This is a genomic window from Lachnospiraceae bacterium JLR.KK008, assembly GCA_037015955.1.
GTDB lineage: Bacteria > Bacillota > Clostridia > Lachnospirales > Lachnospiraceae > VSOB01.
On record CP143548.1, the window covers coordinates 748,299 to 773,275 of the forward strand.

A 24,977-nucleotide genomic window follows, 5' to 3' on the forward strand; every position below is an offset into this window, starting at 1 on the left:
TGTTAATTGCCGGAGTTACGGATTGTGCTGACCGTTTACCGGACAATTAACAGCAATGATAAATGAGGAAGGGATGTGTGAGAAGTTATGTTTGACAGGAAGAGCAACAGGCCGGCAGCGCCTTTGTACCGGAAAGAATTTGAGCATGATAATTGTGGCATCGGCGCCTGTGTCAGCATCAGAGGGGTGAAGAGCCGCGGGATCGTGGAAAATTCCCTGAAGATCGTGGAAAATCTGGAGCACAGAGCGGGGAAAGATGCGGAGGGGAAGACCGGTGATGGAGTGGGAATCCTTGTTCAGATCTCACACAGATTCTTTTCCAAAGTGGCGAAACCGCTCGGTATCAAACTGGGCGCAGAGCGGGAATACGGGATAGGCATGTTCTTCTTCCCGCAGGATGAGCTGAAACGGAATCAGTCAAAGAAGATGTTTGAGATCATTGTCGGCAAGGAAGGACTGGAATTTCTCGGCTGGCGGGAAGTGCCGACGGCGCCGGAAGTGCTGGGGCATAAGGCTGTGGAGTGTATGCCGTGTATTATGCAGGCGTTTATCAGAAAACCTGCGCATGTGAAAGCGGGACTTGATTTTGACCGGCTGCTGTATATTGTGCGGCGTATTTTTGAACAGTCTACGGACAACACATATGTCGTGTCGCTGTCGAGCCGGACGATCGTCTATAAAGGGATGTTTCTCGTCGGTCAGCTGCGCACCTTTTTCAGAGATTTGCAGAGCGGGGATTACGATTCGGCGATTGCGGTCGTACACTCGCGTTTTTCCACGAACACGAATCCGAGCTGGGAGCGGGCGCATCCGAACCGGTTTATCGTGCATAACGGGGAGATCAATACGATACGCGGCAACGCGGATAAAATGCTGGCCAGAGAGGAAAATATGGAGTCCGAGCATCTGCACGGACAGCTTCATAAAGTTCTTCCGGCGGTCGAGGCGTCCGGTTCCGACTCGGCGATGCTCGACAATACGCTGGAATTTCTCGTGATGAGCGGGATGGATCTGCCGTTGGCGGTGATGATTACAATCCCGGAACCGTGGGCCAATAATCGGACGATGAGTCAGAAGAAAAAAGATTTTTACCAGTATTATGAGACGATGATGGAACCGTGGGACGGTCCCGCCTCGATCGTATTTTCCGACGGCGACATTATGGGGGCGGTGCTGGACCGCAACGGTCTGCGCCCTTCCCGGTATTATATTACGGATGACGACCAGCTCATTCTGTCGTCTGAAGTGGGAGTGCTTGACATCGATCCTTCCAGGATCGTCAAAAAGGAACGTCTCCATCCGGGCAAGATGCTGCTTGTGGACACAAGGCAGGGGAAGATTGTCGATGACGACAGCCTGAAAGAGAGCTATGCGTCCAGGCAGCCTTACGGTGAGTGGCTGGACAGCAATATGATCGCGCTCAGAGATCTGAAGATCCCCAACAGGCGTGTGCCGGAGTTTACGGAAGAAGAGAGACAGAGAATGCAGAAGGCGTTCGGCTATACGTATGACGAGCTGCGGACAAGCATCCTGCCGATGGCCAGAAACGGTTCGGAGGCCATTGCGGCGATGGGAGTCGATACACCCCTTCCGGTGCTGAGCAGGACATACCATCCATTGTTTCATTATTTCAAGCAGCTCTTTGCCCAGGTGACCAATCCTCCGATCGATGCGATCCGGGAAGAGATTGTCACTTCCACGACGGTCTATATCGGCAAGGAAGGAAATGTGCTGGAGGAGACACCGAAAAACTGCAATATTCTCAAAGTCAACAATCCGATCCTCACCAATACGGATCTTCTGAAGATTAAGGCGATGAAGGCGGAAGGATTCCGGGTGGAGGAACTGCCGATTCTGTATTATAAAAATACGAGTCTGGAGCGCGCCATCGAGCGGCTTTTTGTGGAAGCAGACCGGGCATACCGGGATGGTGTCAACATAATGATCCTCACGGACAGAGGAGTGGATGAGAATCATGTGGCCATTCCTTCGCTGCTGGCAGTGTCGGCGCTCAACCAATACCTCGTCAGGACGAAGAAGCGTACGAGCGTGGCGCTCATTCTGGAGTCGGGGGAGCCGCGGGAGATTCATCATTTTGCAACGCTGCTCGGTTATGGCGCCTGTGCCATCAACCCTTATCTGGCGCTCGATACAATCCATAAACTGATCGACAGCCGGATGCTGGATAAAGATTATTATGCGGCAGTCGATGATTATACGAATGCGGTACTTCATGGTATCGTCAAGATTGCGTCCAAAATGGGCATTTCCACCATTCAGTCATACAAAGGGGCGCAGATTTTTGAGGCGATCGGGATTGACAGTGATGTCATAAACAGATATTTTACGAATACGGTCAGCCGTGTGGGCGGCATCACCTTAAAAGACATCGAAAGGCAGCAGGACGCGCTTCATTCCGGAGCGTTCGATCCACTGGGACTGGAAAATGACCTGACACTGGACAGTCCTGGCAATCATAAGATGAGAAGCGGCGGCGAAGAGCATCTGTACAATCCGGCGACGATTCATCTGCTGCAGGAGTCCACAAGACGGGGCGATTATGAGCTGTTCCAGCAATATACGGCGCTCGTCAATGCCGAGGGACATGCGAAAAACCTCAGAGGACTGATGGACTTTTGCTATGCGGAAAAGCCGCTTCCGCTCGAAGAGATCGAGAGCGTGGAATCGATCGTTACCAGATTTAAAACCGGCGCCATGTCCTATGGCTCGATCTCCAAAGAGGCCCATGAGACACTGGCGGTCGCCATGAATACAATCCACGGGAAATCAAACTCCGGTGAGGGCGGTGAGGAGACAGAACGCCTGGAGGACGGATTCGACGGGCGGAGCCGATGCTCGGCGATCAAACAGGTAGCCAGCGGACGGTTCGGCGTCACAAGCCGCTATCTCGTCAGTGCGAAAGAAATCCAGATCAAAATGGCACAGGGGGCGAAGCCCGGTGAAGGTGGTCATCTGCCCGGCGGCAAGGTCTATCCGTGGATCGCGAAGACGAGGCATTCCACACCCGGTGTAGGGCTGATCTCACCGCCGCCGCATCATGACATCTATTCGATCGAGGATCTGGCGCAGCTTATCTATGATCTGAAAAATGCCAACAAGGACGCTCGCATTTCCGTGAAGCTCGTATCCGAGGCAGGTGTGGGTACGGTGGCGGCAGGTGTCGCCAAGGCGGGAGCACAGGTTATTCTCGTATCCGGCTATGACGGCGGTACGGGCGCGGCGCCGAGAAGCTCCATCCACAACGCCGGACTCCCATGGGAGCTGGGACTGGCGGAAACGCATCAGACATTACTTATGAACGGTCTGCGCAGTAAGGTGCGCATCGAGACGGACGGCAAGCTCATGAGCGGACGGGATGTGGCGATCGCGGCGATTCTCGGCGCGGAAGAGTTCGGCTTTGCCACGGCGCCGCTCGTGACGATGGGCTGTGTGATGATGCGTGTGTGCAATCTTGACACCTGCCCGGTTGGCATAGCGACCCAAAATCCGCAGCTGCGCAAAAATTTCCGCGGCAAACCGGAGTATGTCATCAATTTCATGCGCTTTATTGCGCAGGAATTGCGGGAATATATGTCGAAGCTCGGTGTGCGCACGGTCGATGAGCTTGTCGGGCATACCGAACTGTTGCGCGTGAAAGATGGTCCGGGCGAGCAGGGAGGGAAGATCGATCTGCGTCATATTCTGGACAATCCCTACGCGGGCAGCAAAGAGAAAGTTGTCTTCGATCCCAGGCAGGTCTATGATTTCGCACTGGAGAAGACAGCGGATGAAAAGGTACTGCTCCGTCAGCTTGGCAAAGCGCTGGAGAGCGGACAGAAGAAAAGCATTGAGATCGAAGTGGGCAATACGGACCGCGCATTCGGGACGATCCTTGGCTCTGAAATCACAAAGCGCTTTGGCGATACGCTGGATGAGGATACGTACCGCGTGATCTGCCGGGGTGCAGGCGGCCAGAGCTTTGGCGCCTTTATTCCGAAAGGGCTGACGCTGGAGCTGAAGGGAGACAGCAACGATTACTTTGGCAAGGGTCTCTCAGGGGGCCGGCTGGTAATCAGTCCGCCGGCCGGCAGCCGTTTCCGTGCGGATGAGAATATTATCATCGGTAATGTCGCGCTCTATGGGGCGACAAGCGGCAGGGCCTTTATAGGCGGTGTGGCAGGGGAGCGGTTCTGTGTGCGCAATTCCGGAGCGTTGGCGGTTGTGGAAGGTGTGGGAGACCACGGCTGTGAATATATGACCGGCGGCCGTGTCGTCGTGCTCGGAAAAACCGGAAAAAATTTTGCGGCAGGTATGAGCGGCGGCATTGCCTATGTGCTGGATGAGGACAACGATCTGTATACAAGGCTGAACAAAGAGATGGTGTATTCCTCTGAGATTACATCCAAGTATGATGTGCTGGAGCTGAAAGAGATGATCCGGGAGCATGTGGTATGTACCGGCTCTGATAAGGGAAAAACCATACTTGACCATTTCGGGGAATATCTGCCGAAGTTCAAAAAGATCATACCTTATGATTATGACAGAATGCTGAAGACGATCGTACAGATGGAAGAGAAAGGACTCTCGGCTGAGCAGGCGCAGATCGAAGCGTTTTATGCGAATATGAGAAAGTAAGGAGGGAAGAGCGATGGGAAAACCAACTGGATTTATGGAATACGAACGAAGGACGGCAAAGGCGGAACCGCCAAAAGCGAGGATCAGACATTTTCACGAGTTCCATACGCATCTTCCGCGGGAGGAACAGCAGATGCAGGGGGCGCGCTGTATGGAGTGCGGCGTTCCTTTCTGCCAGTCCGGCATGACGATCGGCGGCATGACCAGCGGCTGTCCGCTGCACAACCTGATACCGGAGTGGAACGATCTTGTATACACGGGTAACTGGAAACAGGCATATAACCGTCTGAAGAAGACCAATAATTTTCCTGAATTTACAGCCAGAGTGTGTCCGGCGCTCTGCGAACATGCCTGTACCTGCGGGCTAAACGGTGATCCGGTGGCGACAAAGGAAAACGAGTATGCGATTATAGAGAACGCCTACGAGCAGGGATATGCGGCGGCCAGACCGCCGAAGGTGAGGACGGATAAGAAAGTGGCGGTCATCGGCAGTGGGCCTGCCGGGCTGGCGGTGGCTGACCAGTTAAATAAAAGAGGGCATTTCGTCACAGTCTATGAGCGCAGCGACCGGCCGGGAGGCCTGCTTATGTATGGCATTCCCAATATGAAACTGGAAAAGAGTGTCGTGGAGCGCAAGATCAGGATTATGGAGGAAGAGGGAGTCGTATTTGTCACAGGTACCAACGTCGGTAAAGACGTTCGGGCGGACAAACTGCTGAAGGAGTATGACCGGGTTGTGCTTGCCTGCGGCGCCTCCCATCCGCGCGACATCAAAGCGCCGGGCAGAGATGCGCAGGGCATTTATTTTGCGGTCGATTTTCTGAAGGGCAATACGAAAAGTCTTCTGGATTCTGATTTTACGGATAAGAAATATGTGGACGTAAGAGGGAGGGATGTGGTGATCATCGGCGGCGGCGATACGGGCAACGACTGCGTGGGCACTGCGGTCCGCCATGGCTGTAAATCGGTGACTCAGATTGAAATGATGCCGAAATCACCGGACGTCCGGGCGGATGACAATCCGTGGCCGGAGTGGCCGAAGGTATGTAAGACTGACTATGGACAGGAAGAGGCGATTGCCGTGTTTGGACACGATCCCCGCATTTATGAGACGACCGTGAAAGAGTTTCTCAAAGACAAAAATGGCAGACTGAAGGCGGTGAAGACTGTCCGGCTGTGCTGGGAGAAAGATCCGGCCGGAGGCCGGATGACCAGTAAAGAAGTGCCGGGAAGTGAGCAGGTGTTTGATGCGCAGGTAGCACTCATTGCCGCAGGATTTCTTGGCAGTGAGAAATATGTGACGGATGCCTTCGGGGTGGAGGTCAATGAGCGGGCGAACATCAGGACTGCGCCGGGCGGCTATCGGACCAATGTGGAACAGGTATTTACGGCGGGTGATATGCACAGAGGACAGTCTCTCGTCGTGTGGGCCATCCGCGAGGGCCGGGAGGCGGCCAGAGAAGTAGACGAAAGCCTGATGGGCTATACGAATCTGGAAATACAATAATAATAGAAAAAGAATCTGAAAAGAGAACGGAAAGATACCTCCACAGCCTGAGAAACTGTGGAGGTTTTCTTATCGTATCGGAAAATTCCTGTATGAAAAAAGTCTGAATGCGCGACTCTTTTCTGGGTGAGGAGACCGCCGACCGGTGACAGAAGGAAAGTGGTATGGTATTGTTTTGTGATGTATACCACTTCGAATAAAACGTTGTATATTATATACAAAAAAACGAAAAAAAATTAAGTAATATATACAAAATGTAAACTGTTTGTGAAAAGAGTCTTGCAAAACACCGGTATAAGTGGTATATATTTATAAAAAAGAGGTATAAATAATATACCACTTATACCACTTGAATCGATTCGCAAATGGTTGACACATCAATGATAAGGAGGAAGGGTGTATGAGTTTACTGCAAGCGCTCCTTGTTGCACTCGTTGCGGCAGTGAGCAGATTAGAAGGGGACTGGCTGGGTGAATGCAAACTGCGTGAGCCGGTCGTAACTGGTTTTCTGGTAGGATTGGTTTTAGGAGATGTCAAGACAGGTTTGATCATTGGCGCAGAGCTGCAGTTGATGTGGATGGGTGCGACCGGGATTGGCCCGACCGCGCAGCTGGACATCGGTATCGGAGGAACGATCGGTACCGCAGTTGCGATCATGACGGGAACAGGCGCCGAGACTGCGATTCTTTTCGGAGTGCCGGTGGCGGTCATCATGCAGTTTTTGAATACGCTTCTGATGTCGTCATATTCGGGCGTTATGGTAGCCGCCGATCATAAGATAGACGAACTTGATTTCCGCGGCATTCGCTTTCTGCACTATTTCTGTGGAATCTGTACCGGACTTGCATATTTCGCGCCAACCTTTTTCGTGATGTATTTTGGAAATGCGGTTATTGAGAAGATCGTTGCCGGTATGCCGGAATGGGTGAATCTGGGGCTTTCGGGCGTGGCAGCCATCCTGCCTTGTCTTGGATTTGCGCTTCTGCTCAACATCATTATGGAAAAGAAGCTGGTTCCCTATTTTATTCTGGGATTTATTCCGGCCGCCTATGTCGGGTTTGATCTGACAATGATCGCGATTGCCGGTGTCGCCGTCGCAATCGCCTGGATTATCTATATGCTGAGACAGAATGAGGGTGTGAAAGTGGAAGCGGTGTCAGCTTCCGACGATGAATGGGAGGATTAGACCATGGCGAAAAAGAATGAAATCATCAGTGCGGAAAACAATATAACAAGAAAGGATTTCAGAGGGATATTCTGGAGGAGCTTCGCGATTCTCGGGTCTATGAACTATGAGAGAATGGAAGGGCTGGGGTTTTTATTCTCCATCATGCCTGTTTTGCGCAAGATCTACAAGGGAGATGACGAAGCGCTGAAAGCAGCCATGCATCGGCATATCGCAGCCTTTAATATGACGGTCGCGCCTTCCCCGTTCGTCATGGGGACGACGATCGCCATGGAAGAGGAGGCAAAAAAGTCAGAAGATTTTGACGTCTCTTCGATCAATGCGATTAAAGTTTCTCTGATGGGACCGTTATCCGGCATCGGCGATACCTTCTTCTGGGGGATTATCCGCATCCTTGCCTGTGCGCTGGCTGTCGGTTTTGCGAAAGAGGGAAATGTCATTGCGCCGTTCGTACTGTTATTGGTGTTCAATATTCCCAATTTCCTGACCAGGTGGATCACATTGTTCCTTGGATATGAAAAAGGGTCGACACTGTTATCAGACATGCAGGCCAACGGCACGATGCAGTTGTTTACACACTGCGCAGGGATTATCGGAGCGATGTCCATGGGATGTATGATTGCCATGTGGATCAGCATTACCTGCCCGCTGCAGTTCACTCTAGCAGGCAGCGAGATTATCATTCAGGAATATCTGGATCAGATCCTGCCGAAAATGCTCCCGCTTGTGTTCACGCTCGGTATTTTCAGTTTTATCAAAAAGAAATACAAAGTACAGAAGATTATAGCAGGGATTGTCGTGCTCGGATTTCTGCTCGGTATCCTGGGACTGATCTCCATGTAGAAAACAGAAAAGGGTTGCAATGAGAAGAGACTATGGGACTGTGGATGCGCTGTCCGCAGATCCCGTCAGTGGAAGAAAAACAGCGCAGAAACGAGGTATGGTATGGCAATTTTGGATGTCAGGATTGATGACAGACTGATCCACGGGCAGGTGTGCGGATTTTGGATTCCGCAGTATTCTCTGGAACGGATCGCGATCGTGGACGATGCGATCGTAAACGACGAGGTGCGTAAAACGGCGCTTAAATTCGGTTGTCCGGAAAAATGTAAGCTGTCGATCTTCGGGTCCGAGAAGGCGGCTGATAAGTTTCAGCGCAGGATCGACGAAGGAATCCGGGTTATGATCCTCTGCAACAGCCCGGTACCAATCCTGCGGATGGCAGAATTTGGATATGAGGTGCCATGGGTGACTGTGGGCAACATGGCGACAAAGCCGGATGCCATTCAGGTAAAAAAGACGGTTTTTGTCTCACCGGAAGAGAAAGAGGCCTTTATCGGGCTGGCGCAGCGGGGGATCAAAATCTATTCCCAGATGGTACCGAACGAGCCGCGCGAGGACATCTCGGACATATGGAAAAATTTATGATATGGATCAGATAGATACATTTGGCATGTTGAAAAAACAGGAAAGGAATGATAAGTGATGATACAGCAGACAGTTATTGGAAATATGAAATCTCAGCCGGAGGTGCTGAAGTACACATTGGAAAACCAGAACGTGTTTGTAGACCCGTTTGTGGAGATCTTTCGCAGGCATGATATTCGCAAAGTATTTTTCTTTGGTTCGGGAACTTCTTATAACGTTTCCCAGATTGCGGCATATTATTTCAAACAGATCGTGGGGATTGACGCCAGCGCGCAGTATCCTACGGTATACAAACATTATGAAAAGCCGGACTGGACGGGGATGCTGAGTAACGAGCAGATCCTGTATGTTGGGATCAGTCAGTCGGGAACGAGTGTGTCCACATGTGAAGTGATGGAGTTTGCAAAGGAAAACGGTTATCAGACACTGGCGATCACAGGCAACCTCGAAAGCCGGATTGCGGGACTGGTAGACACTGTGGTCCATCTTCTCGTGGGAGATGAACTGACCCCGCCCGAGACGAAAGGATACACGGTTTCCGTGCTCAGCGTCTATCTGTGGGCCATCGGTGCGGCAAAAGAAAAGGGCGTCTATACGCAGGAGCGGTATGATGCGGCAGTGGCAGAGGCCAGAGAGCTGGTGGACAATTTCCAGACGGTCATCGAGGAGAGCGAGGCGTGGTATGACAGAAATAAAGTCTCCATTGTTGGCAGCGACAGATTATATGTCCTTGGCTATGGTGTAGACTACGGTTCGATGCTGGAAGGCGTTCTGAAGATCGGGGAGATGCTGCGGCTTCCGATCGCGGGCTATGAGCTGGAAGAATATTCCCATGGACCGACAATGGCGCTGAACAATATGCAGACATTATTTATGATCGGGTCCGACGATGCGGAATTCGAGCGCATGATGGAGTTTCGCAGTGTATATAAGAAATACACGCCGAGGATTCATGTCATCACCTGCAAAGACATTGATGCAGACGAAAGAGATATGGTCTTCAGCGTCAAGACAAATAAATATCTTGCTCCGCTGATGTATACGGTGCCGTTCCAGTTTGTGGCGGCAAAAGGCGCGAAGGAAGTACATATTGACACCAATATCAATCCTTTTGAAGAACCGCTCGCCCATTATCCGGCGGCACAATAACGGTTGATTGCGAAGCGGGCTGTTTCCTGGCAGATAAACAGTCCGCTTTGCATTTTGGGAGAGAGCAGTGAGAAAGGAGCGAAAGAGGAGACAGTTATGACAGGGATTATGGTAGTAGGACACGGACATTTTGCAACGGGCATCAGCAGTGCAGCGCAGCTCATCGTCGGAAAACAGCGCAATTATGCAGCGGTGGATTTTCCGGAGGGCGATACCAAGACAGAGCTGGAGGCGCATATCAGAGAAGCGCTGGATACGATGAGGGATATGGAACAGATTTTGATCTTCTGTGATATTTTAAACGGTTCTCCATTTCATACAGTGATGATGGAATCCATAAAAGATCATCGTCTGCGCGTCTATTATGGGACGAATCTTGCCATGCTGATCGAGATTTTGATGGACCGGGAACTGGGCAATCAGGAGGAAGGTCTGCAGGCGCGTCTTCTGGAATGCGGCCGGGAGCAGATTGGCGCCTTCGTGCCGGAGGATATGAAGGCAGTGGAAGAGGACGCCTGGGACTGAAGGAGAAGGGCGGAAATGAGGTGAAAGATGAGATACCGGGCAGTAATATTTGATATGGATGGCGTTCTGATTGACAGTGAGCTCTATTATCTGCAACAGACACATCGGGAGATTGTGAAGAAATATCCATGGATTTCTGAGGAAGATCTGTATCCTACCGTAGGGATGGACAGTGAGAGGACAAGAATCCGGATGCACAGACTGGCACGCCGGGAGCCGGATGATGTCGGTTTTGACAGGGAACTGGAAGAGATTTACCGTTTGGGAGAGAATCTGCATTTTCCCGATGTCCTGTATCCGGAAGTGCCGGAGGTGCTGCGGGAGCTGGGGGTGCGTGGGCTGAAGATTGCGCTGGCATCCTCCTCATCAAAGAAGGCAATCGGGAGGATGCTGAGGGAGTGTGCACTGACGGAGCATTTTTCTTTTGTGATCAGTGGAGATGAATTTCAGGAGAGCAAGCCGAATCCCCAGATTTATCTGACGGCAATGAAGGCTTTGGACTGTCAGCCGCAGGAATGTCTGATCGTGGAGGATTCTTCCTATGGCGTGCAGGCGGGAGTGGCCGCCGGAGCGGAAGTGGCCGCCCGACTGGATGACCGTTTTCCGTTTGATCAGTCGCAAGCCACATATTTTATCCATTCTCTGAGAGAATTGCCGGAGATCGTGTTCGGATGAGACTTGAAGAAAACCGAAATATCGCATATAATGAATCTAATTGCTATCATAATAGGAAAGAATAGGCATTGGATGAATGATGAAGTCGGACCATGTTTGCGTCCTGCGGGATTTGGAAAAGTTTCAGAGTGTCACGGATATTCTGAAGGAACAGGGATTGTCATGCGGGTATCAGATTCTGGAGATGATCAGTATAGAAGCAAACCGTTTTATCAGCCGGATGCTCAGCATACCGCTGGCGTCAGAAGTGCTGTATCTGAAGAAAATACGGACGGTGGAGGGTATCCCAAAGTCGATTGAAAAGACTTACATATTATATGATAAGGTGAGAGGTATCCGGCAGGCTGATCTGGAGGATGATTCCTTTTATGAGGTGATCCGGGAACGATTCGGGTATGTGACAAAGAAAAGTGAGGAAGAGATCCTGATCGTGACGGCCAGTGCGGAGGAGCAGGCGCTTTTGCAGTGTCAGGAACAGGAGCTTTTGATGATACGGGGGACGACTTACATGGAAGGAACGGAGCCCTTTGAATATTTTGAGACCATTGCAGTCAGCGATTTTTATAAATTCAGGAGCGTAACGGAAAACAATGGAGTATGACGCACTCTACAGGCAGTTGATCAACAGTATCAAGGCAAAGATACAAAGAGGAGAATATAAGATCGGCGATAAGCTGGATTCCGAGCGGGTGATGGCCCAGCAATACGGGATTAACAGGCTTACGGTGCGCAAGGCGCTGAAAGCGCTCGAAGAAGAGGGACTGGTGAAGGCCAGACAGGGGAGCGGGACTTACGTGGTACGTCCTCTGCAGGAGTCAAAACAGATCGAGCAGGGGGCAGGGAGTACGGTCAGTCTGAGTATGCTGATCCGCCAGTCCGGCTATCGTTCTTCGAGAAAAGTGATTTCCTTTCAGAAGATTCCGGCGGCCGGGCAGCTCGCGGAAAAATTTCCCGGTGAGGGGCAGCTCTTTAAGATGGAACGGCTGTCCTATGTCAACGAGGAACCATATGCTGTGCAGAAGACGTATATGTCAGCGGAAATCTTCTGGGATGCACAGCGGTATGACTTTGCAGAAGGGTCTCTGTATGAATATATGGACCTGCACGGACGGGCGCCGGGGAAGGTGGAATCTTATCTGAAGATTGCCTCTCCCCCGGCGCAGTACGCCGGTCTTTTGAAGATGAATCCGGGCAGAAAGGGATTTGTGTTTGAATATCTGGGCTACGACAGAGCGCAGACATTGGTGGAATATACGTTGTCCTATTATCGGCCCGAGTATACTTCGTTTCGCTATCAGGTACAGAGAAACCCGTAGCGTTGACTGTCTTATGCCTGCAGGAGTCTGTCCATCAGTTCCACTACTTTCATCGTTTCATCCAGACAGGCAGGGGCAGGGTTTCCACTCTCAAGTGCCTGTTCGATGTCCAGGATCTCGTACTGAATCGCTTTTGCGGTCTCCCCGAGTTCAAGAATCTCTTCCGAACCGTCGGGATATACGAGTGTCGCTTTCTGTGCTCTCACATAGTTCATAATGGAAATATAGGCTTTTTCCCCGGCGATGATGCCGCGTTTAGGCAGCTTGGCGCGAAACGTCAGGTTGACGCTTCCGATCTCCTGCGCATCTGTCTTCAGGGAGATGGCCCACATCTCGTCGACACCGGTGGCATAGGGACTCATCACATGAACCAGGTCTGTCAGTTTTCCGGACAGAAAATAAGTGACGAAAGAAAGGCCGTAAGTACCGATGTCCAGCATGGCGCCTCCGCCGAGGTCAGGATTGAAGAAGCGGTTTTCAGGATCATCTTCCTTCAGACTGCCAAGCTCTGCTTCCACGAACTTGATCTTGCCCAGCTTACCTTCGGCGATCAGTTCTCTGATCTTTTTCAGCACAGGCATGTGATAGATGGTCATTGCCTCCGCCAGCAGAAGACCTTTCTGTTTTGCCAGCGCACAGGCTTTCCGCATCTGTTCATAGTTGCCCCAGATCGCCTTTTCGCAGAGGACATGTTTGCCATGTTCCAGGCAGGCCATGATCCACTTATAATGCTGATTGTTTACCGTGGCGATATAGACGATGTCCACCGCCGGATCGTTCAGCAGTTCTTCGTAGGAACCGTAGGCTTTTTCTGTGGCATATTGTTCCTGGAACGCCAGTGCGGACTGTAGATTTCTGGAAGCGGCAGCATAGATCGGATGAAGCCCGATCATATTGACGGCAAATTCACGGGCGATGTTTCCGAGCCCGAGGATGCCCCAGTGATATTGACGCATTGTTGTGTCATCCTTTCGTATGGTTTTGCAGGAGATATTTTATGGCTCCTGCTGCTGTTATTATAATAAATTCTCACGGCGTTGTCATCTTAATTTGCTGCGCCGGTTGCGGTGCCGGGTGACGCTGCTTTTCACCGGCATATCCGTCAGGCTGTATCGTCTGCCGCCGTATCAGGCGGCCTCTTTTTTGAGCCGCGCCATTGCCTGTCTGACAGGCGGGAGCAGGAGGACGACGATGGTGACGGCTGCCTCGGCAAATATGTAGATGCCGTTGTATACGAGCGAATATGGGAGCACACTCCAGCCTTCCCAGGCATAAGCGCCGAAAAAGATGCAGCCGGAGATGACGGCAAAGAAATATCTGCCGGCAACGCCTGCCAGATAGCCCTTGATCAGGCCATAGCTGGAGTTGGCAAAGATACCGGAGAGCCCGAGAGCGCCGAAAGCCAGCAGATAATCGACGATGAGCTGGGCAGGAAAGAGAACATAGGGATCGGTCAACAGTTGCAGGACTCCGTAAGCGATACCGCTCATCAGTCCTGCGCCGAGACCGAACCAATAGCCGGGCAGACAGACGATGAGCATGGAGAGCATGGTGACAGAACCGCCGGTAGGAAAATGAAACAGTTTCAGATTGGATAATACTGTGCCGAGGGCAATGGACGCCGCGCAGAAGACAAGCTGTCTGACGGAAAGTTTCTGCCGGTTTCTTTTCGCGAAGAACATGGCGGCCGTCAGCAGGGCAATGATCGCGATGATCAACAGGGCGTTGCCAAGTGCGGTGGGAATGTAAGTAACCTCACCCCATTCATTGGTAACAACATTGTACAACATAAAAAAATCCTCCTTTGCATTACAACAAAAAGAGGGAACTATAACAGTAGAACATGATACCATGTTCCGCTTCCCTACGCCGGTATTATCCGGTTCAGGTAGTGAGGGTCCGAAACAGAACGAACTGTTTCATCTCAGCCTATAGCACCCCTAGCGTGTAATATTTATTTTTCTCCTACTATACACAGAAGCGGCGGGGAAGTCAAGAGAAATATGTGAGCCTGCAGCTGAAGAGCAGTCCGGCAGCAGTGTGACAGTGCAGAGGGTCTGCCATTTCAGAAGCAGATATGGTAAAATAAAAAGAAAACAATGACAGGAGGCGGGCAGATGATACCAAAAGATCCGGTCATGCTCCTTAGCTTTCTCAATGTAAAACTGCGGGACCGGTATTCCAGTCTGACACAGTTGTGCGAGGATCTGGACATCAGTGAGGCGCAGGTGAGAGAAACGCTGAGCGGCATCGATTATCGTTACGATGAGGGGAGAAATCAGTTTGTGTAGCAGAATACTTTTTCGCAAAGGTGCGGGAAGCCTGTCTGATCAGATTGTTGCCGCAGGCTATGGAGGAAGCGGTCTGTGCGGGGGCAGAGGCGCCTGCGGAAAATGCAGAGTACGGTTCCCGGGACAGGCGCCGCTGCCGTCATCGGCTGACAGGAAGTTTTTTACGCCGGCCCAGCTGCGAGAGGGATACCGGCTTGCCTGTACGTCAAGACCGGGCGCCGACTGTGAGGTGGAGATCTGTTATGAGAGAGAACCGGAGATGGCGATTCTCACAGCGACTGACGAGACGGCGCCGGACGGAGACAGATTTCCACAGGCGCAAAAGCTGACCGCGCATACGGAAGGACTATTCTGCGCCGTCGATCTGGGTACGACGACGGTTGTCATGCAGCTCATAGAGAAAAGAGAAGGGACTGCCCTGGACACATATGCGTTTCCAAATCCGCAGAGGGTCTACGGTGTGGATGTGCTCGCGAGAATCACGGCCGCCGGCAGCGGGAAAGCGCAGGCTTTGCGGGAAGCCCTCCTGGCGGAGATGGAAAAGGGGCTGCATCGGTTGGAACAATACGGGCGGGCGGAGCAGATCGTAGTCTCGGGCAATACGACGATGGGGCATCTGCTGCTCGGCTATCCGGTGGAAAGTCTGGGACGGGCGCCGTTTACCCCGTATCATATTGAGAGTTCAAAGTTTGTGTTGTGCGGGTATCCGGCCATATTTCTGCCGGGGATCTCCGCCTTTGTGGGTGCGGACATTGTATCGGGCATGTATGCGTGCAAACTGGCGGAGCGGGAGGAATTATCCCTGTTTATCGACTTAGGCACGAATGGGGAAATGGCGGTTGGCAGCCGGGAAGGGATCTTGTGTACTGCCACAGCGGCCGGCTCGGCTTTTGAGGGAGGTGTCTCTTCGCAGGTGATGGGGACGGACATGACAGCCCTGGCAGGCGATATGCTGGCGGAAGGGGTCCTGGATGAGACGGGACTTATGCGGGAGCCATGGTTTACGGAAGGTTTCCGCCTGGGAGAGATCATGGTCAGCCAAAAGGACATCCGCAATCTGCAGATGGCGAAAGCCGCGATCTGTGCGGGAGCGTCCATTTTGCTTGACCGGATGGACGCTTGGGAGAAGATCAGCCGCGTATATCTGGCCGGCGGATTCGGTTATTATCTGGATGTGGACAAGGCGGTGGGAATCGGTCTCATCCCCGGAGTCTTACAGGGAAAATGCCGGGCGGTGGGCAATACTTCCCTGGCCGGGGCGATCCGATATGGCAGAAATACGCAAGCAGGCAGCAGCCGTGAGGAAGAAAAACTGCGTCATATCGTGGAGATCAGCCGGTCTCTCAATCTGGCGCAGCAGCCGGAGTTTGAAAACAGATATATCGAGGCAATGACATTTGGGAGGATGTAATTGATTATGGAATATACCCATCTGACGCACACATTTTCACCGGTCTTTGATGACAGATCGGAGGTATTGATTCTGGGCTCTTTTCCCTCCGTCAAGTCGAGACAGAACCAGTTTTATTATGGGCATCCGCAAAACAGATTCTGGAAAGTGCTGGCGGCTGTGTTTGAAGATCAGGTGCCGGTTACGATTGAAGAAAAGCAGCATTTTCTGCTGCGTAATCATGTGGCGGTGTGGGATGTGATTCATACCTGCGATATTGCAGGCTCTTCCGACAGCTCAATCAGAAATGTAACAGGAAATGACATGAGTATCATTTTAAATCAGGCGCCGGTGCGCAGGATTTTCGCCAACGGGGATAAGGCATATCAGTTATTTTTGAAGTATTGCAGGCAGGAGGGACAGCCTGTGATCGAGAAGCTCCCGTCGACAAGTCCTGCCAATGCCGCCTGGAATTTACAGCGGCTGACCGGTGCATGGAAGGCGGTCAGAGAAGCCGTTCAGTTATGACTTTAAAATGCCGGTTCGTTACATCGGGGGCTTTGATTTTCCTCTTTCTGCCGATACATATACAAATGAATATGAGAAATCAATCATATGGCAGAAAAAGGAGGAACAGCAATGAGAGTGACGACGAGAATGGTAAACGATGCGGCAGAGAAGGCAGGGGTGCCGATCAACAGCAATTCACTGCTGGACTATGTCAAGGGAAACACGAACAATAATATTATGGATACGCTGCAAAGCAGCAAGACCGGTAAGACTTCCACGTCAAAAACCAGTTTTGAGAAGCTGGAGAAGACGGCAAAGGAGCTGACAGAAAAGGCAGAACTCTTTACCAGAGAGGGGGATGACTCCATCTTCGCCAAGGCGAAAGAGAGCGGGAGCAATGACGAAATATGCAGTAACGTGATTGCGATGGCAGAACGATTTAATCAGGTGCTCAAAGAGTTGCAGACGTCATCTTCCACGATGAACAGTTACTACCGTAAGATGTTGCAGGAGACGGCGGAGCAGCATGGCCGGGAACTGAGCAGCATTGGTATCAGCGTGGCGAAAGATGGAACAATCAGCGTTGACAAAGAGAAGCTGAAAGCCGCAAGTACGGATAAACTGGAAAAAGTACTCGGCGGGGCAACAGGGTTTGCTTCGAAACTGACGCTTCTGGCGGACAAGATTTCCGATCATGCGAGAGCCAATGCGGAGAGTCTTTCCAGCCAGTATCAGGCTGATGGCAGCACACGGGCATCGTCCTTTAACAAATACGATTTTTGGGGTTAAATAAGAAATCAATCTGGAAGGCAGATAAGACCAGCATGATCAATGGATGTGTGGCGCTTACCTGTCTTTTCTGTTATACTGATGCTGACATGAAAATCCGCAGAAAGTGAAGGAGGAATCACCCGCATTGTAAAAAGTGTCAAATATGTGCTTTACTGGGAATTTGAGACAAAAGAACATTACGGAGCGGCACAGAAAAATTTGTATGACAGTTATTGGAAGCCGATCGAAAAGTGTCTGATCGCCCCACATGATAAATATCTGGGAGAACGGTTATTTTAAAAAAGCGGATGACTCACGGGCAGAGTGCCTTTCAGGAGTCATCCGCTTTTGTCGAAACAGTTGGAGCCCTATTCCAGTGGGCCGCACGGCAGAAGTTATTTGTTGCGCTGATTCACGGGATAACCGTTTTTCTGCATGTCTACGGACGGACTTCTCTCTTCCCTGTTTTCTTCGTGCAGTGGTCTGCTGCTCTCCCAGACACCCTTGGGAACGGTGGATACCGGTTTTTTCTTCTCTGTTAATTTCATGATGACCTCCCATGCTTTTTTGTTAGTATTGCGTTTTTTTGTACAAATATGCGGAATGCGAAAGAGATGCTGTGGTCGCGGCAGACTGTGTATTGCAAAAATCATATTGGTATAGTATGATTTACAGGGATTGCAGGGCATGGAGGACGACTATGAAAATATCGACAAAGGGACGTTATGCAGTGCGGGTCATGCTTGATCTTGCCACGAATAACACAGGAGAATATATCAAGGTGAAGGAAATTGCGGGCCGGCAGGATATTTCAGAGAAATATCTTGAACAGATTATTTCTGTTTTAAACAAAGCGGGATATGTGAAAAGTGTGCGGGGCGCGCAGGGAGGCTATAAGATTGCCAGAGATCCGGCTTCTTACACGGTGGGGATGATCCTTCGCCTGACGGAAGGGAGTCTGAATCCGGTGGCCTGCCTGGACGATGAAGTCAACGAATGTGAGCGGTGTGATACCTGTGAGACGTTGCAGGTCTGGAAGGAGCTTGCAGAAGCGATCAATCATGTCGTGGATAATGTGACGATCGCCGATCTGGCGGAGCGGCAGCAGGAGAGGATCGCAGGTTCTTACAGCATTTGAAAAGCCGGGCAGACCTGAGAGACAGAAAAAACTGAGAAGCACTGAGAGATAAAAAAGCGGGAAGCTGGAAATGTTCATGAGTCAGAAAGCAGTCAAAAGCGACGTAGTAAAGAATACGATGTTTACAGGCGGGCAGCTGAGAGCGCTGATCCTGCCCCTGATCGTAGAGCAGGTGCTTGCCATCACAGTGGGAATGGTGGACACGATGATGATCTCCTATGCGGGAGAGGCGGCAATATCGGGAGTGTCGCTCGTGGATATGATCAATACGGTCATTATCAATGTCTTTGCGGCAGTGGCGGCAGGCGGCAGTGTTGTCATCTCGCAGTATATCGGCAAGAAAAAGAAAGAGCAGGCCTGCGTCTGCGCCGATCAGCTGATCATGATCACCGCTTTGATCTCTGTAGGGATTATGCTGTTTACGCTGATGGGGCGGGAGCCTCTTTTGTCGGTGCTGTTCGGCTCTATCAAGGCTGACGTGATGGAGAATGCGCTGATCTATCTTATTATCTCGGCATATTCCTATCCGTTTCTTGCGGTGTTTAACTCCTGCGCGGCGGTTATGCGCGCGATCGGTAATTCCCGACTGCCGATGTATGTCTCTGTCGGCATGAATGTGATGAACGGGATCGGCAATGCGATCCTGATCTTCGGGTTTTCCATGGGAGTTGCCGGAGCAGCATGGTCTACGTTTGCCTCCAGAGCGGCGGCGTCTGTGGTCATGTTTCTGATTCTGCTCAGCCATAAACATCAGGTCTATCTGACGCCCAGGCGAATCTTTACCTGGGAGGGCAGCCTGATCCGAAAAATCTTATATATTGCGGTGCCGAGCGGTGTGGAAAACGGTATTTTTCAATTCGGGAGAGTCATTGTCGTCAGCATTATCTCCGTATTTGGCACAGCGCAGATCGCGGCCAACGCAGTGGCCAACAATCTGGATGCCATGGGCTGTATTACGGGGCAGGCCATGAACCTGGCGATGATCACCGTAGTAGGACAGTGCATTGGCGCAGGGGACGATGCACAGGCTTCTTATTATATCAAAAAGCTGCTCCGTCTGACGTATCTGCTTTCCTGGTGTGTCATTGGAGTGATCCTTGTGACGCTGCCATGGATTCTGAATGTATATACGCTCTCTGATGAGGCAAGGAGCCTGGCGACAATCCTGATCTTTATACACAATGGCATGGCGTTGCTGCTCTGGCCGTTGTCTTTTACCTTGTCTCATGCGCTGCGTGCGACAGGGGACGTCAGATTTACAATGGTCGTCTCGATCTTTTCCATGTTTACATTTCGTATCTTTTCCAGTGTTGTGTTGGGGATCTATCTGGGCTGGGGTGCGGTCGGGGTATGGGTTGCCATGATCATAGACTGGATTTTCCGGGTCATTTTATTTGTCACCCGTTTTGCAGGAGGGAAATGGAAAGGAAAAGGAGTTGTGTGAAGACAACTCCTTTTCTCTGATTTTGCTCATTGGATCAATATACTATTTTCTTTGCCCTGGGATAGGGCTGTTTTACGTCGGTGAGATTCAAAAGATAATCGACGCTTGTGTGATGGTAGTCGGCAAGCTCGATCAGAATTGACGTCGGTATATCATTCTCGCCAGTCTCATACTTGGAATAACCGGGCTGTGACATATTGAGTATGATGCCCATTTCTTTCTGTGACAGATCTAAGTCTTCTCGTAAGTCCTTTAAACGCGAATACATGGCGTACCTCTTTTCTCTTCTACTGATACTCTTTTTCGTTACGACGATTTCATTGTATCTAACCCGTTTCAGGTTATCTTTATTTCAATCTGAAACAGATTATAAAAAGAGCATTTCCAAAACAGAGAAAAGTATCCCTGTCTGTTCGAAGAAGAGGAACCGCCTTAGCTACTGTGCGATCTTTTTCTCAAAATGTTGATAATCTTTGCTGTGATTCCAGTTGCCGCCCCAGGAAAAGCCATGTTCGGTAAACAGTTTGTAGCAGAGATCGTCTTCATCAATTTTATAGGCGAATGGCTGACTGCGGTCCGCATAGGCTTCCGCACCCGTGGGAGAGACCTGCTGTTTACCGCCCCTGTAAGTGATATAGGGGTTGAAGAAAGGATTGATGTCGATGGCAAGCCCCTGGCCGTGCATGGAGATTTTGTCCGTACCGGCTATGGTGCGGTAATTAAAACAGGAGGTGTTGTTGTCCTGCATGGACAGGACATCGTCGGCGCTGTATTCATCGATGAGCCGTATCTGCTCGATCTGATACTGTGCCTGATAGAGCTCGTAGAAGATTTCGATCAGATCCTGCGCGATGGCTTTGTTACAGATAAGCTCCCCGGTGCTGACATTTCCCTTGAAGTTTACATACTGAACGCTCACATAGCGAAGGTCTTCATAAGGGAGCGGACAATCCTCTTTGTAAGACAGACCGGTAATTCTCTTTTTCACATCTTCTGACAAAGGCTCATAATAAAAGCCGGGCTGATAAGTTGTTCGTTCATAACAGATTTCGATCTCACTCATTTCTGATTCTCCATTCTCGGCGGCATGACTTAAGGAAGTGAAGGTGGCGTCCTGCTGCTTAGGGGCGTCCGGCTCCTGTGCCGGGGCCGGGTTATCTGCATTTGCCGGCGCAGACTGCGCGGTTTCCTCAGTTTCTTCTGTCTCCGGTGTCATATAGGCAAGCTCCGGTTCACGCTCGGCATAGTCGGCAAGCGTCTCCGAGTTATGGTTGATGACCGCCGTGGCGGCGCAGAACAGGAGAAATGCGGCCAGAATCCCCAGCCATTTGATATTCTTTTTCATGATTATACTATCCCTTTTTCTTGTCTGTGTGTAGGAAGTTGTCGTTGTCTGCTCCCATCATAGCATAGCAGGGAATGCGGTGCAAATGAAAAATCAGGCAGACCATTTTTACTTGTAATTCACGGGAGAATCGAGTACAATATAGCAGATGAAAATGTCCGGGAGGAAAGAGCGAAGATGGGGATCATCCAGGCGAGCAAACTGATATTTGAATATATCCGGCGTGATGAAGAGGGTAATGCAGAGGGTGTGACCCGGGCGGTGGATGAAGTTGATCTGGATGTGGAGCCGGGAGAATTCGTGGCGATCCTCGGACATAACGGTTCCGGCAAGTCGACGCTGGCCAAGCATATCAACGCGATTCTCTATCCTACGGAAGGGACAGTGCTGGTAGACGGCAAGGATACAAAGCAGGAAGCAAATATCTGGGAGATCCGGCAGAAGGCGGGCATGGTTTTTCAAAATCCTGACAATCAGATTATCGGACAGGTCGTGGAGGAGGACGTGGGATTCGGCCCGGAGAATATGGGTGTTCCGACGAAAGAGATCTGGGAGCGTGTGGAAGAAAGTCTGAAAGCGGTAGGCATGTATGAATTCCGCAAGGCTTCTCCGAATAAACTTTCCGGTGGTCAGAAACAGAGAGTCTCGATCGCGGGAGTTATCGCCATGCACCCGGAATGTATCATCCTTGATGAACCGACGGCAATGCTGGACCCTAACGGGCGAAAGGAAGTGATCCGCGCGGTGCGTGCCCTGAATCAGGTGGAAGGAATCACGGTACTGCTGATCACTCATTATATGGAAGAAGTCATTCATGCGGACCGGGTTATCGTTATGGATAAAGGGAGAGTCGTAATGCAGGGGACGCCGAGAGAGATTTTCTCACAGGTGGAGAAGCTGAAAAGCCTGCGGCTCGATGTACCGCAGGTAACGATGCTTGCCCATGAGTTACAGCAAAAAGGAGTTCCTTTGCCGGACGGTATTTTGTCTGTTCAGGAATTGGCGGAGGCGCTCGGATATTGATCTGTGGCAGAGATTTAAAATAAGAAGAAAGCAGGAAGGGATAGCCGATGTCTATCATTCTGGATCACGTCAGTCATGTCTATGAGAGAGATACGGAAATGGCTGTGTATGCGTTAAAAGATATATGCCTGACAATTCCCGACGGACAGTTTATCGGTCTCATCGGTCATACCGGGTCGGGGAAATCCACACTCGTGCAGCATCTGAACGGGCTGTTGGCACCCACGGACGGAAACATTTATTATAACGGCGCCGATATTCATGTGGAAGGGTATGATAAGAAGGAGCTTCGGAGCAAGGTGGGACTTGTTTTTCAGTATCCGGAGCATCAGCTCTTTGAAGTGGATGTGTTTTCGGACGTCTGTTTCGGACCGAAAAATCTCGGTCTCCCGGCGAAGGAAGTGGAGCTGCGGGCATTTGAGGCGCTGCGTCTGGTCAGATTTCCGGAGGAATACTATTATCAGTCGCCGTTTGACCTCTCCGGCGGTCAGAAGCGAAGAGCGGCCATTGCAGGTGTGCTTGCCATGAAGCCGGAAGTGCTGGTTCTTGATGAGCCGACGGCAGGGCTTGACCCGAAAGGGCGGGACGAGATACTGGGGCAGATCGCCGACCTGAAACGGGAGATGGGGATCACGGTAGTGCTCGTATCTCACAGTATGGAAGACATTGCCGAATATGTGGACAGGATTATTGTCATGGATCATGGCAGCGTACTGTTTGACGACGCACCGAAGGAAGTGTTCCGCCATGTGAAAAAGCTGGAGGCAGTGGGACTGGCGGCGCCTCAGGTCACTTATATCATGCAGGCGCTTCGCGCAAAAGGGATGCCCGTAAATGCGAATGCGACGACTCTGAAGGAGGCGGAGCAGGAAATTTTGAAGGCATTGGAGGCAGAATGTTAAAAGATATTACGCTGGGACAATATTATCAGACCGAATCCGTCATACACAGACTTGATCCGCGGGTCAAGCTGACGGGAACGGTATTGTATATTATTTCCCTGTTTTTATTTCATAATTTTACCGGGTATCTTGTGGCGGCGCTGTTTCTGGCGGTGGTCATTCGGATATCCAAAGTGCCGTTTCGCTATATGGTCAGAGGGATGAAGGCGATCGTGTTTATCCTGCTGCTGACCGTTGTCTTCAATCTGTTCCTGACGCCGGGGGAGCCGCTGCTACAGATCTGGAAGCTGACTGTCACGCAGGAGGGACTGCGGTTATCTGTCATGATGGCAATCCGGCTGACATTTCTGATCGTCGGTTCGTCTCTGATGACATTGACGACGACACCGAATAATCTGACGGATGGCATGGAAAAACTGCTGGGCCCCCTGAAAAAGATCCGGGTGCCGGTGCATGAGATCTCGATGATGATGTCGATCGCTCTCCGTTTTATTCCTATTTTAATGGAAGAGACAGACAAAATCATGAAGGCGCAGATTGCCAGGGGCGCCGACTTTGAGAGCGGCAGTCTGATCAGAAAGGCGAAAGCGATGGTGCCGCTGCTCGTCCCGCTTTTTATCTCGGCGTTTCGCCGTGCCAATGATCTGGCGATGGCGATGGAAGCCAGATGCTATCAGGGAGGCGAGGGAAGGACGAAGATGAAGCCGCTTCAGTACAGGAAGCGGGATTATCTGGCATATGTGATACTGATCAGTTATCTATTGATCCTGGTGTTAGTCAGGAATATGGGAATGTTGCCATAATGCGTGTGAAATTGATCGTCGCTTATGACGGGACAGCCTATCATGGCTGGCAGATACAGAAAAATGGAAATACGATAGAGGCGGAGCTGAACAGACATCTCTCAGCGCTGCTGGGGGAAGAGATTCAGGTCATCGGCGCCAGTCGGACAGATGCGGGCGTTCACGCGCTCTGTAATGTGGCCGTGTTTGACACGGACACGAGGATGCCGGCGTCGAAGATCAGCTATGCGCTGAATCAGCGCCTGCCGGAGGATATTCGCATTCAGCGCTCGAGCCGTGTGGCGGATGATTTTCATCCGAGAAGGTGCAACAGCATTAAGACTTATGAATACAGAATCTGGCGGGGAGAATTTCCAATGCCGACGGAGCGGCTTTACTCTCATTTTATCTACACGCCCTTAAATGTCGACTGGATGCGGGAGGCGGCCGCCTATCTGGAGGGAAAGCACGACTTCGAAAGTTTTTGCAGCATCGACTGCAAGGTCGACAATATGGTGCGCACGATCTACCGCATAGAGCTTCTGGAAGAAGGCAATATGCTTAAAATACGGGTTTCCGGCAACGGCTTTCTCTATAATATGGTGCGGATTATCGCCGGCACGCTGATTGATTTCGGGAAGGGCAAATACCAGGCGGAGAAGATGACGGAGATTCTGGAGGCCCGCGACAGACAGATGGCAGGCCCGACGATGCCTGCAAGAGGGCTGACGCTGATTCGTTATGATTTTATTGACTGAATCTCTTGACACGCACGGAGCATTATAATATAATTTTCCAGTATGCAGTATCCGAAGAAGTATGTCAATCCCGGGCATACGGTTTTGGACAGACTTAACACAATGGTTTTCAGACTGAATTTGGCGGCCCGGACATCCGCCGGAGTACGGTGAAGATCGCAGTGAACTGATAGTAAGATAAGATTTATTATGGAGGTAACAT

The 24,977-nt window shown here is 51.0% G+C and carries 26 protein-coding genes and 1 riboswitch; of the genes, 21 read left to right on the forward strand and 5 right to left on the reverse strand.

Features of this window, described 5'->3' with window-relative positions; translation table 11 throughout:
- Nucleotides 1-87 precede the first annotated feature (87 nt).
- The 10 genes from gltB (at nt 88) to V1224_03815 (ending at nt 12,421) form a co-directional block, all read left to right on the forward strand.
- Nucleotides 88-4,635 carry a glutamate synthase large subunit gene (gltB, locus tag V1224_03770; protein WWR16579.1) on the forward strand — a complete coding sequence of 1,516 codons (4,548 nt, stop codon included), beginning with the start codon at nt 88-90 and terminating at the stop codon, nt 4,633-4,635.
- Nucleotides 4,636-4,648: 13 nt separating this feature from the next.
- Nucleotides 4,649-6,142, forward strand: coding sequence for a glutamate synthase subunit beta (locus tag V1224_03775; GenBank protein WWR16580.1), 1,494 nt, complete (start codon nt 4,649-4,651; stop codon nt 6,140-6,142).
- A 400-nt stretch (nt 6,143-6,542) separates the two neighbouring features.
- Nucleotides 6,543-7,328, forward strand: coding sequence for a PTS sugar transporter subunit IIC (locus V1224_03780; GenBank protein ID WWR16581.1), 786 nt, complete (start codon nt 6,543-6,545; stop codon nt 7,326-7,328).
- 3 nt (nt 7,329-7,331) lie between these two features.
- On the forward strand, nt 7,332-8,171 hold the full coding sequence (locus tag V1224_03785) for a PTS system mannose/fructose/sorbose family transporter subunit IID (protein ID WWR16582.1): 840 nt from the start codon (nt 7,332-7,334) through the stop codon (nt 8,169-8,171).
- A gap of 102 nt (nt 8,172-8,273) precedes the next feature.
- A complete protein-coding gene (locus V1224_03790) occupies nt 8,274-8,756 on the forward strand; it encodes a PTS sugar transporter subunit IIB (protein WWR16583.1) in 483 nt (160 codons plus the stop codon).
- Between the two features lie 57 nt (nt 8,757-8,813).
- Nucleotides 8,814-9,905 carry an SIS domain-containing protein gene (locus V1224_03795; GenBank protein WWR16584.1) on the forward strand — a complete coding sequence of 364 codons (1,092 nt, stop codon included), beginning with the start codon at nt 8,814-8,816 and terminating at the stop codon, nt 9,903-9,905.
- 54 nt (nt 9,906-9,959) lie between these two features.
- Nucleotides 9,960-10,430, forward strand: a complete 471-nt coding sequence (locus V1224_03800; GenBank protein WWR16585.1) for a PTS sugar transporter subunit IIA — start codon at nt 9,960-9,962, stop codon at nt 10,428-10,430.
- A 27-nt stretch (nt 10,431-10,457) separates the two neighbouring features.
- The gene (locus V1224_03805; GenBank protein ID WWR16586.1) at nt 10,458-11,105 is read left to right on the forward strand and encodes an HAD family phosphatase; all 648 of its coding nucleotides are present in this window, start codon (nt 10,458-10,460) and stop codon (nt 11,103-11,105) included.
- 76 nt (nt 11,106-11,181) lie between these two features.
- Nucleotides 11,182-11,706, forward strand: coding sequence for a UTRA domain-containing protein (locus V1224_03810; protein ID WWR16587.1), 525 nt, complete (start codon nt 11,182-11,184; stop codon nt 11,704-11,706).
- Entirely contained in the window at nt 11,696-12,421 is a 726-nt protein-coding gene (locus V1224_03815) for a GntR family transcriptional regulator (protein WWR16588.1), read from the forward strand. Before V1224_03810 ends, V1224_03815 begins: the two co-directional genes overlap by 11 nt.
- A gap of 11 nt (nt 12,422-12,432) precedes the next feature.
- Here V1224_03815 and V1224_03820 read toward each other — a convergent pair whose 3' ends face one another.
- Together V1224_03820 and V1224_03825 are read right to left on the reverse strand one after the other, a co-directional pair.
- Nucleotides 12,433-13,377 (reverse strand): Gfo/Idh/MocA family oxidoreductase, encoded by a 945-nt coding sequence (locus V1224_03820; protein WWR16589.1) that lies wholly within the window; start codon nt 13,375-13,377, stop codon nt 12,433-12,435.
- 171 nt (nt 13,378-13,548) lie between these two features.
- A complete protein-coding gene (locus V1224_03825; GenBank protein WWR16590.1) occupies nt 13,549-14,211 on the reverse strand; it encodes an energy-coupled thiamine transporter ThiT in 663 nt (220 codons plus the stop codon).
- A gap of 54 nt (nt 14,212-14,265) precedes the next feature.
- Nucleotides 14,266-14,373: riboswitch (TPP riboswitch) on the reverse strand.
- Nucleotides 14,374-14,538: 165 nt separating this feature from the next.
- Between V1224_03825 and V1224_03830 the strand changes: the two genes are divergently transcribed.
- The 5 genes from V1224_03830 (at nt 14,539) to V1224_03850 (ending at nt 17,683) form a co-directional block, all read left to right on the forward strand.
- Nucleotides 14,539-14,712, forward strand: a complete 174-nt coding sequence (locus tag V1224_03830) for a DUF4250 domain-containing protein (protein WWR16591.1) — start codon at nt 14,539-14,541, stop codon at nt 14,710-14,712.
- Complete coding sequence (locus V1224_03835) at nt 14,705-16,123, forward strand: ASKHA domain-containing protein (protein ID WWR16592.1); 1,419 nt, start codon at nt 14,705-14,707, stop codon at nt 16,121-16,123. The genes V1224_03830 and V1224_03835 overlap by 8 nt, the downstream gene beginning before the upstream one ends.
- Before the next feature lie 6 nt (nt 16,124-16,129).
- Nucleotides 16,130-16,630 (forward strand): DNA-deoxyinosine glycosylase, encoded by a 501-nt coding sequence (locus V1224_03840; GenBank protein ID WWR16593.1) that lies wholly within the window; start codon nt 16,130-16,132, stop codon nt 16,628-16,630.
- A gap of 87 nt (nt 16,631-16,717) precedes the next feature.
- Nucleotides 16,718-17,401: a hypothetical protein gene (locus tag V1224_03845; GenBank protein ID WWR16594.1), complete on the forward strand. Its 684-nt coding sequence runs from the start codon at nt 16,718-16,720 to the stop codon at nt 17,399-17,401.
- 147 nt (nt 17,402-17,548) lie between these two features.
- Nucleotides 17,549-17,683: a hypothetical protein gene (locus V1224_03850; GenBank protein WWR16595.1), complete on the forward strand. Its 135-nt coding sequence runs from the start codon at nt 17,549-17,551 to the stop codon at nt 17,681-17,683.
- Nucleotides 17,684-17,778: 95 nt separating this feature from the next.
- Here V1224_03850 and V1224_03855 read toward each other — a convergent pair whose 3' ends face one another.
- Nucleotides 17,779-17,931, reverse strand: a complete 153-nt coding sequence (locus V1224_03855; protein WWR16596.1) for a hypothetical protein — start codon at nt 17,929-17,931, stop codon at nt 17,779-17,781.
- A 152-nt stretch (nt 17,932-18,083) separates the two neighbouring features.
- Here V1224_03855 and V1224_03860 point away from each other — a divergent pair, with 152 nt between their 5' ends.
- Nucleotides 18,084-18,521, forward strand: a complete 438-nt coding sequence (locus tag V1224_03860; protein ID WWR16597.1) for an Rrf2 family transcriptional regulator — start codon at nt 18,084-18,086, stop codon at nt 18,519-18,521.
- A gap of 76 nt (nt 18,522-18,597) precedes the next feature.
- The gene (locus V1224_03865) at nt 18,598-19,965 is read left to right on the forward strand and encodes an MATE family efflux transporter (GenBank protein ID WWR16598.1); all 1,368 of its coding nucleotides are present in this window, start codon (nt 18,598-18,600) and stop codon (nt 19,963-19,965) included.
- Between the two features lie 34 nt (nt 19,966-19,999).
- On the opposite strand, the gene V1224_03870 is transcribed toward V1224_03865, so the two are convergent.
- Both V1224_03870 and V1224_03875 read right to left on the reverse strand, forming a co-directional pair.
- Nucleotides 20,000-20,233 (reverse strand): helix-turn-helix transcriptional regulator, encoded by a 234-nt coding sequence (locus V1224_03870; GenBank protein WWR16599.1) that lies wholly within the window; start codon nt 20,231-20,233, stop codon nt 20,000-20,002.
- 168 nt (nt 20,234-20,401) lie between these two features.
- Nucleotides 20,402-21,310: a M15 family metallopeptidase gene (locus tag V1224_03875; GenBank protein ID WWR16600.1), complete on the reverse strand. Its 909-nt coding sequence runs from the start codon at nt 21,308-21,310 to the stop codon at nt 20,402-20,404.
- 177 nt (nt 21,311-21,487) lie between these two features.
- Between V1224_03875 and V1224_03880 the strand changes: the two genes are divergently transcribed.
- The 4 genes from V1224_03880 to truA are packed head-to-tail and all read left to right on the forward strand — an operon-like array spanning nt 21,488 to nt 24,775.
- Nucleotides 21,488-22,333, forward strand: coding sequence for an energy-coupling factor transporter ATPase (locus tag V1224_03880; GenBank protein WWR16601.1), 846 nt, complete (start codon nt 21,488-21,490; stop codon nt 22,331-22,333).
- Between the two features lie 47 nt (nt 22,334-22,380).
- Entirely contained in the window at nt 22,381-23,235 is an 855-nt protein-coding gene (locus tag V1224_03885; protein ID WWR16602.1) for an energy-coupling factor transporter ATPase, read from the forward strand.
- A complete protein-coding gene (locus V1224_03890) occupies nt 23,229-24,038 on the forward strand; it encodes an energy-coupling factor transporter transmembrane component T (GenBank protein WWR16603.1) in 810 nt (269 codons plus the stop codon). The genes V1224_03885 and V1224_03890 overlap by 7 nt, the downstream gene beginning before the upstream one ends.
- The gene (truA, locus tag V1224_03895; GenBank protein ID WWR17418.1) at nt 24,035-24,775 is read left to right on the forward strand and encodes a tRNA pseudouridine(38-40) synthase TruA; all 741 of its coding nucleotides are present in this window, start codon (nt 24,035-24,037) and stop codon (nt 24,773-24,775) included. The genes V1224_03890 and truA overlap by 4 nt, the downstream gene beginning before the upstream one ends.
- Nucleotides 24,776-24,977 lie beyond the last annotated feature (202 nt).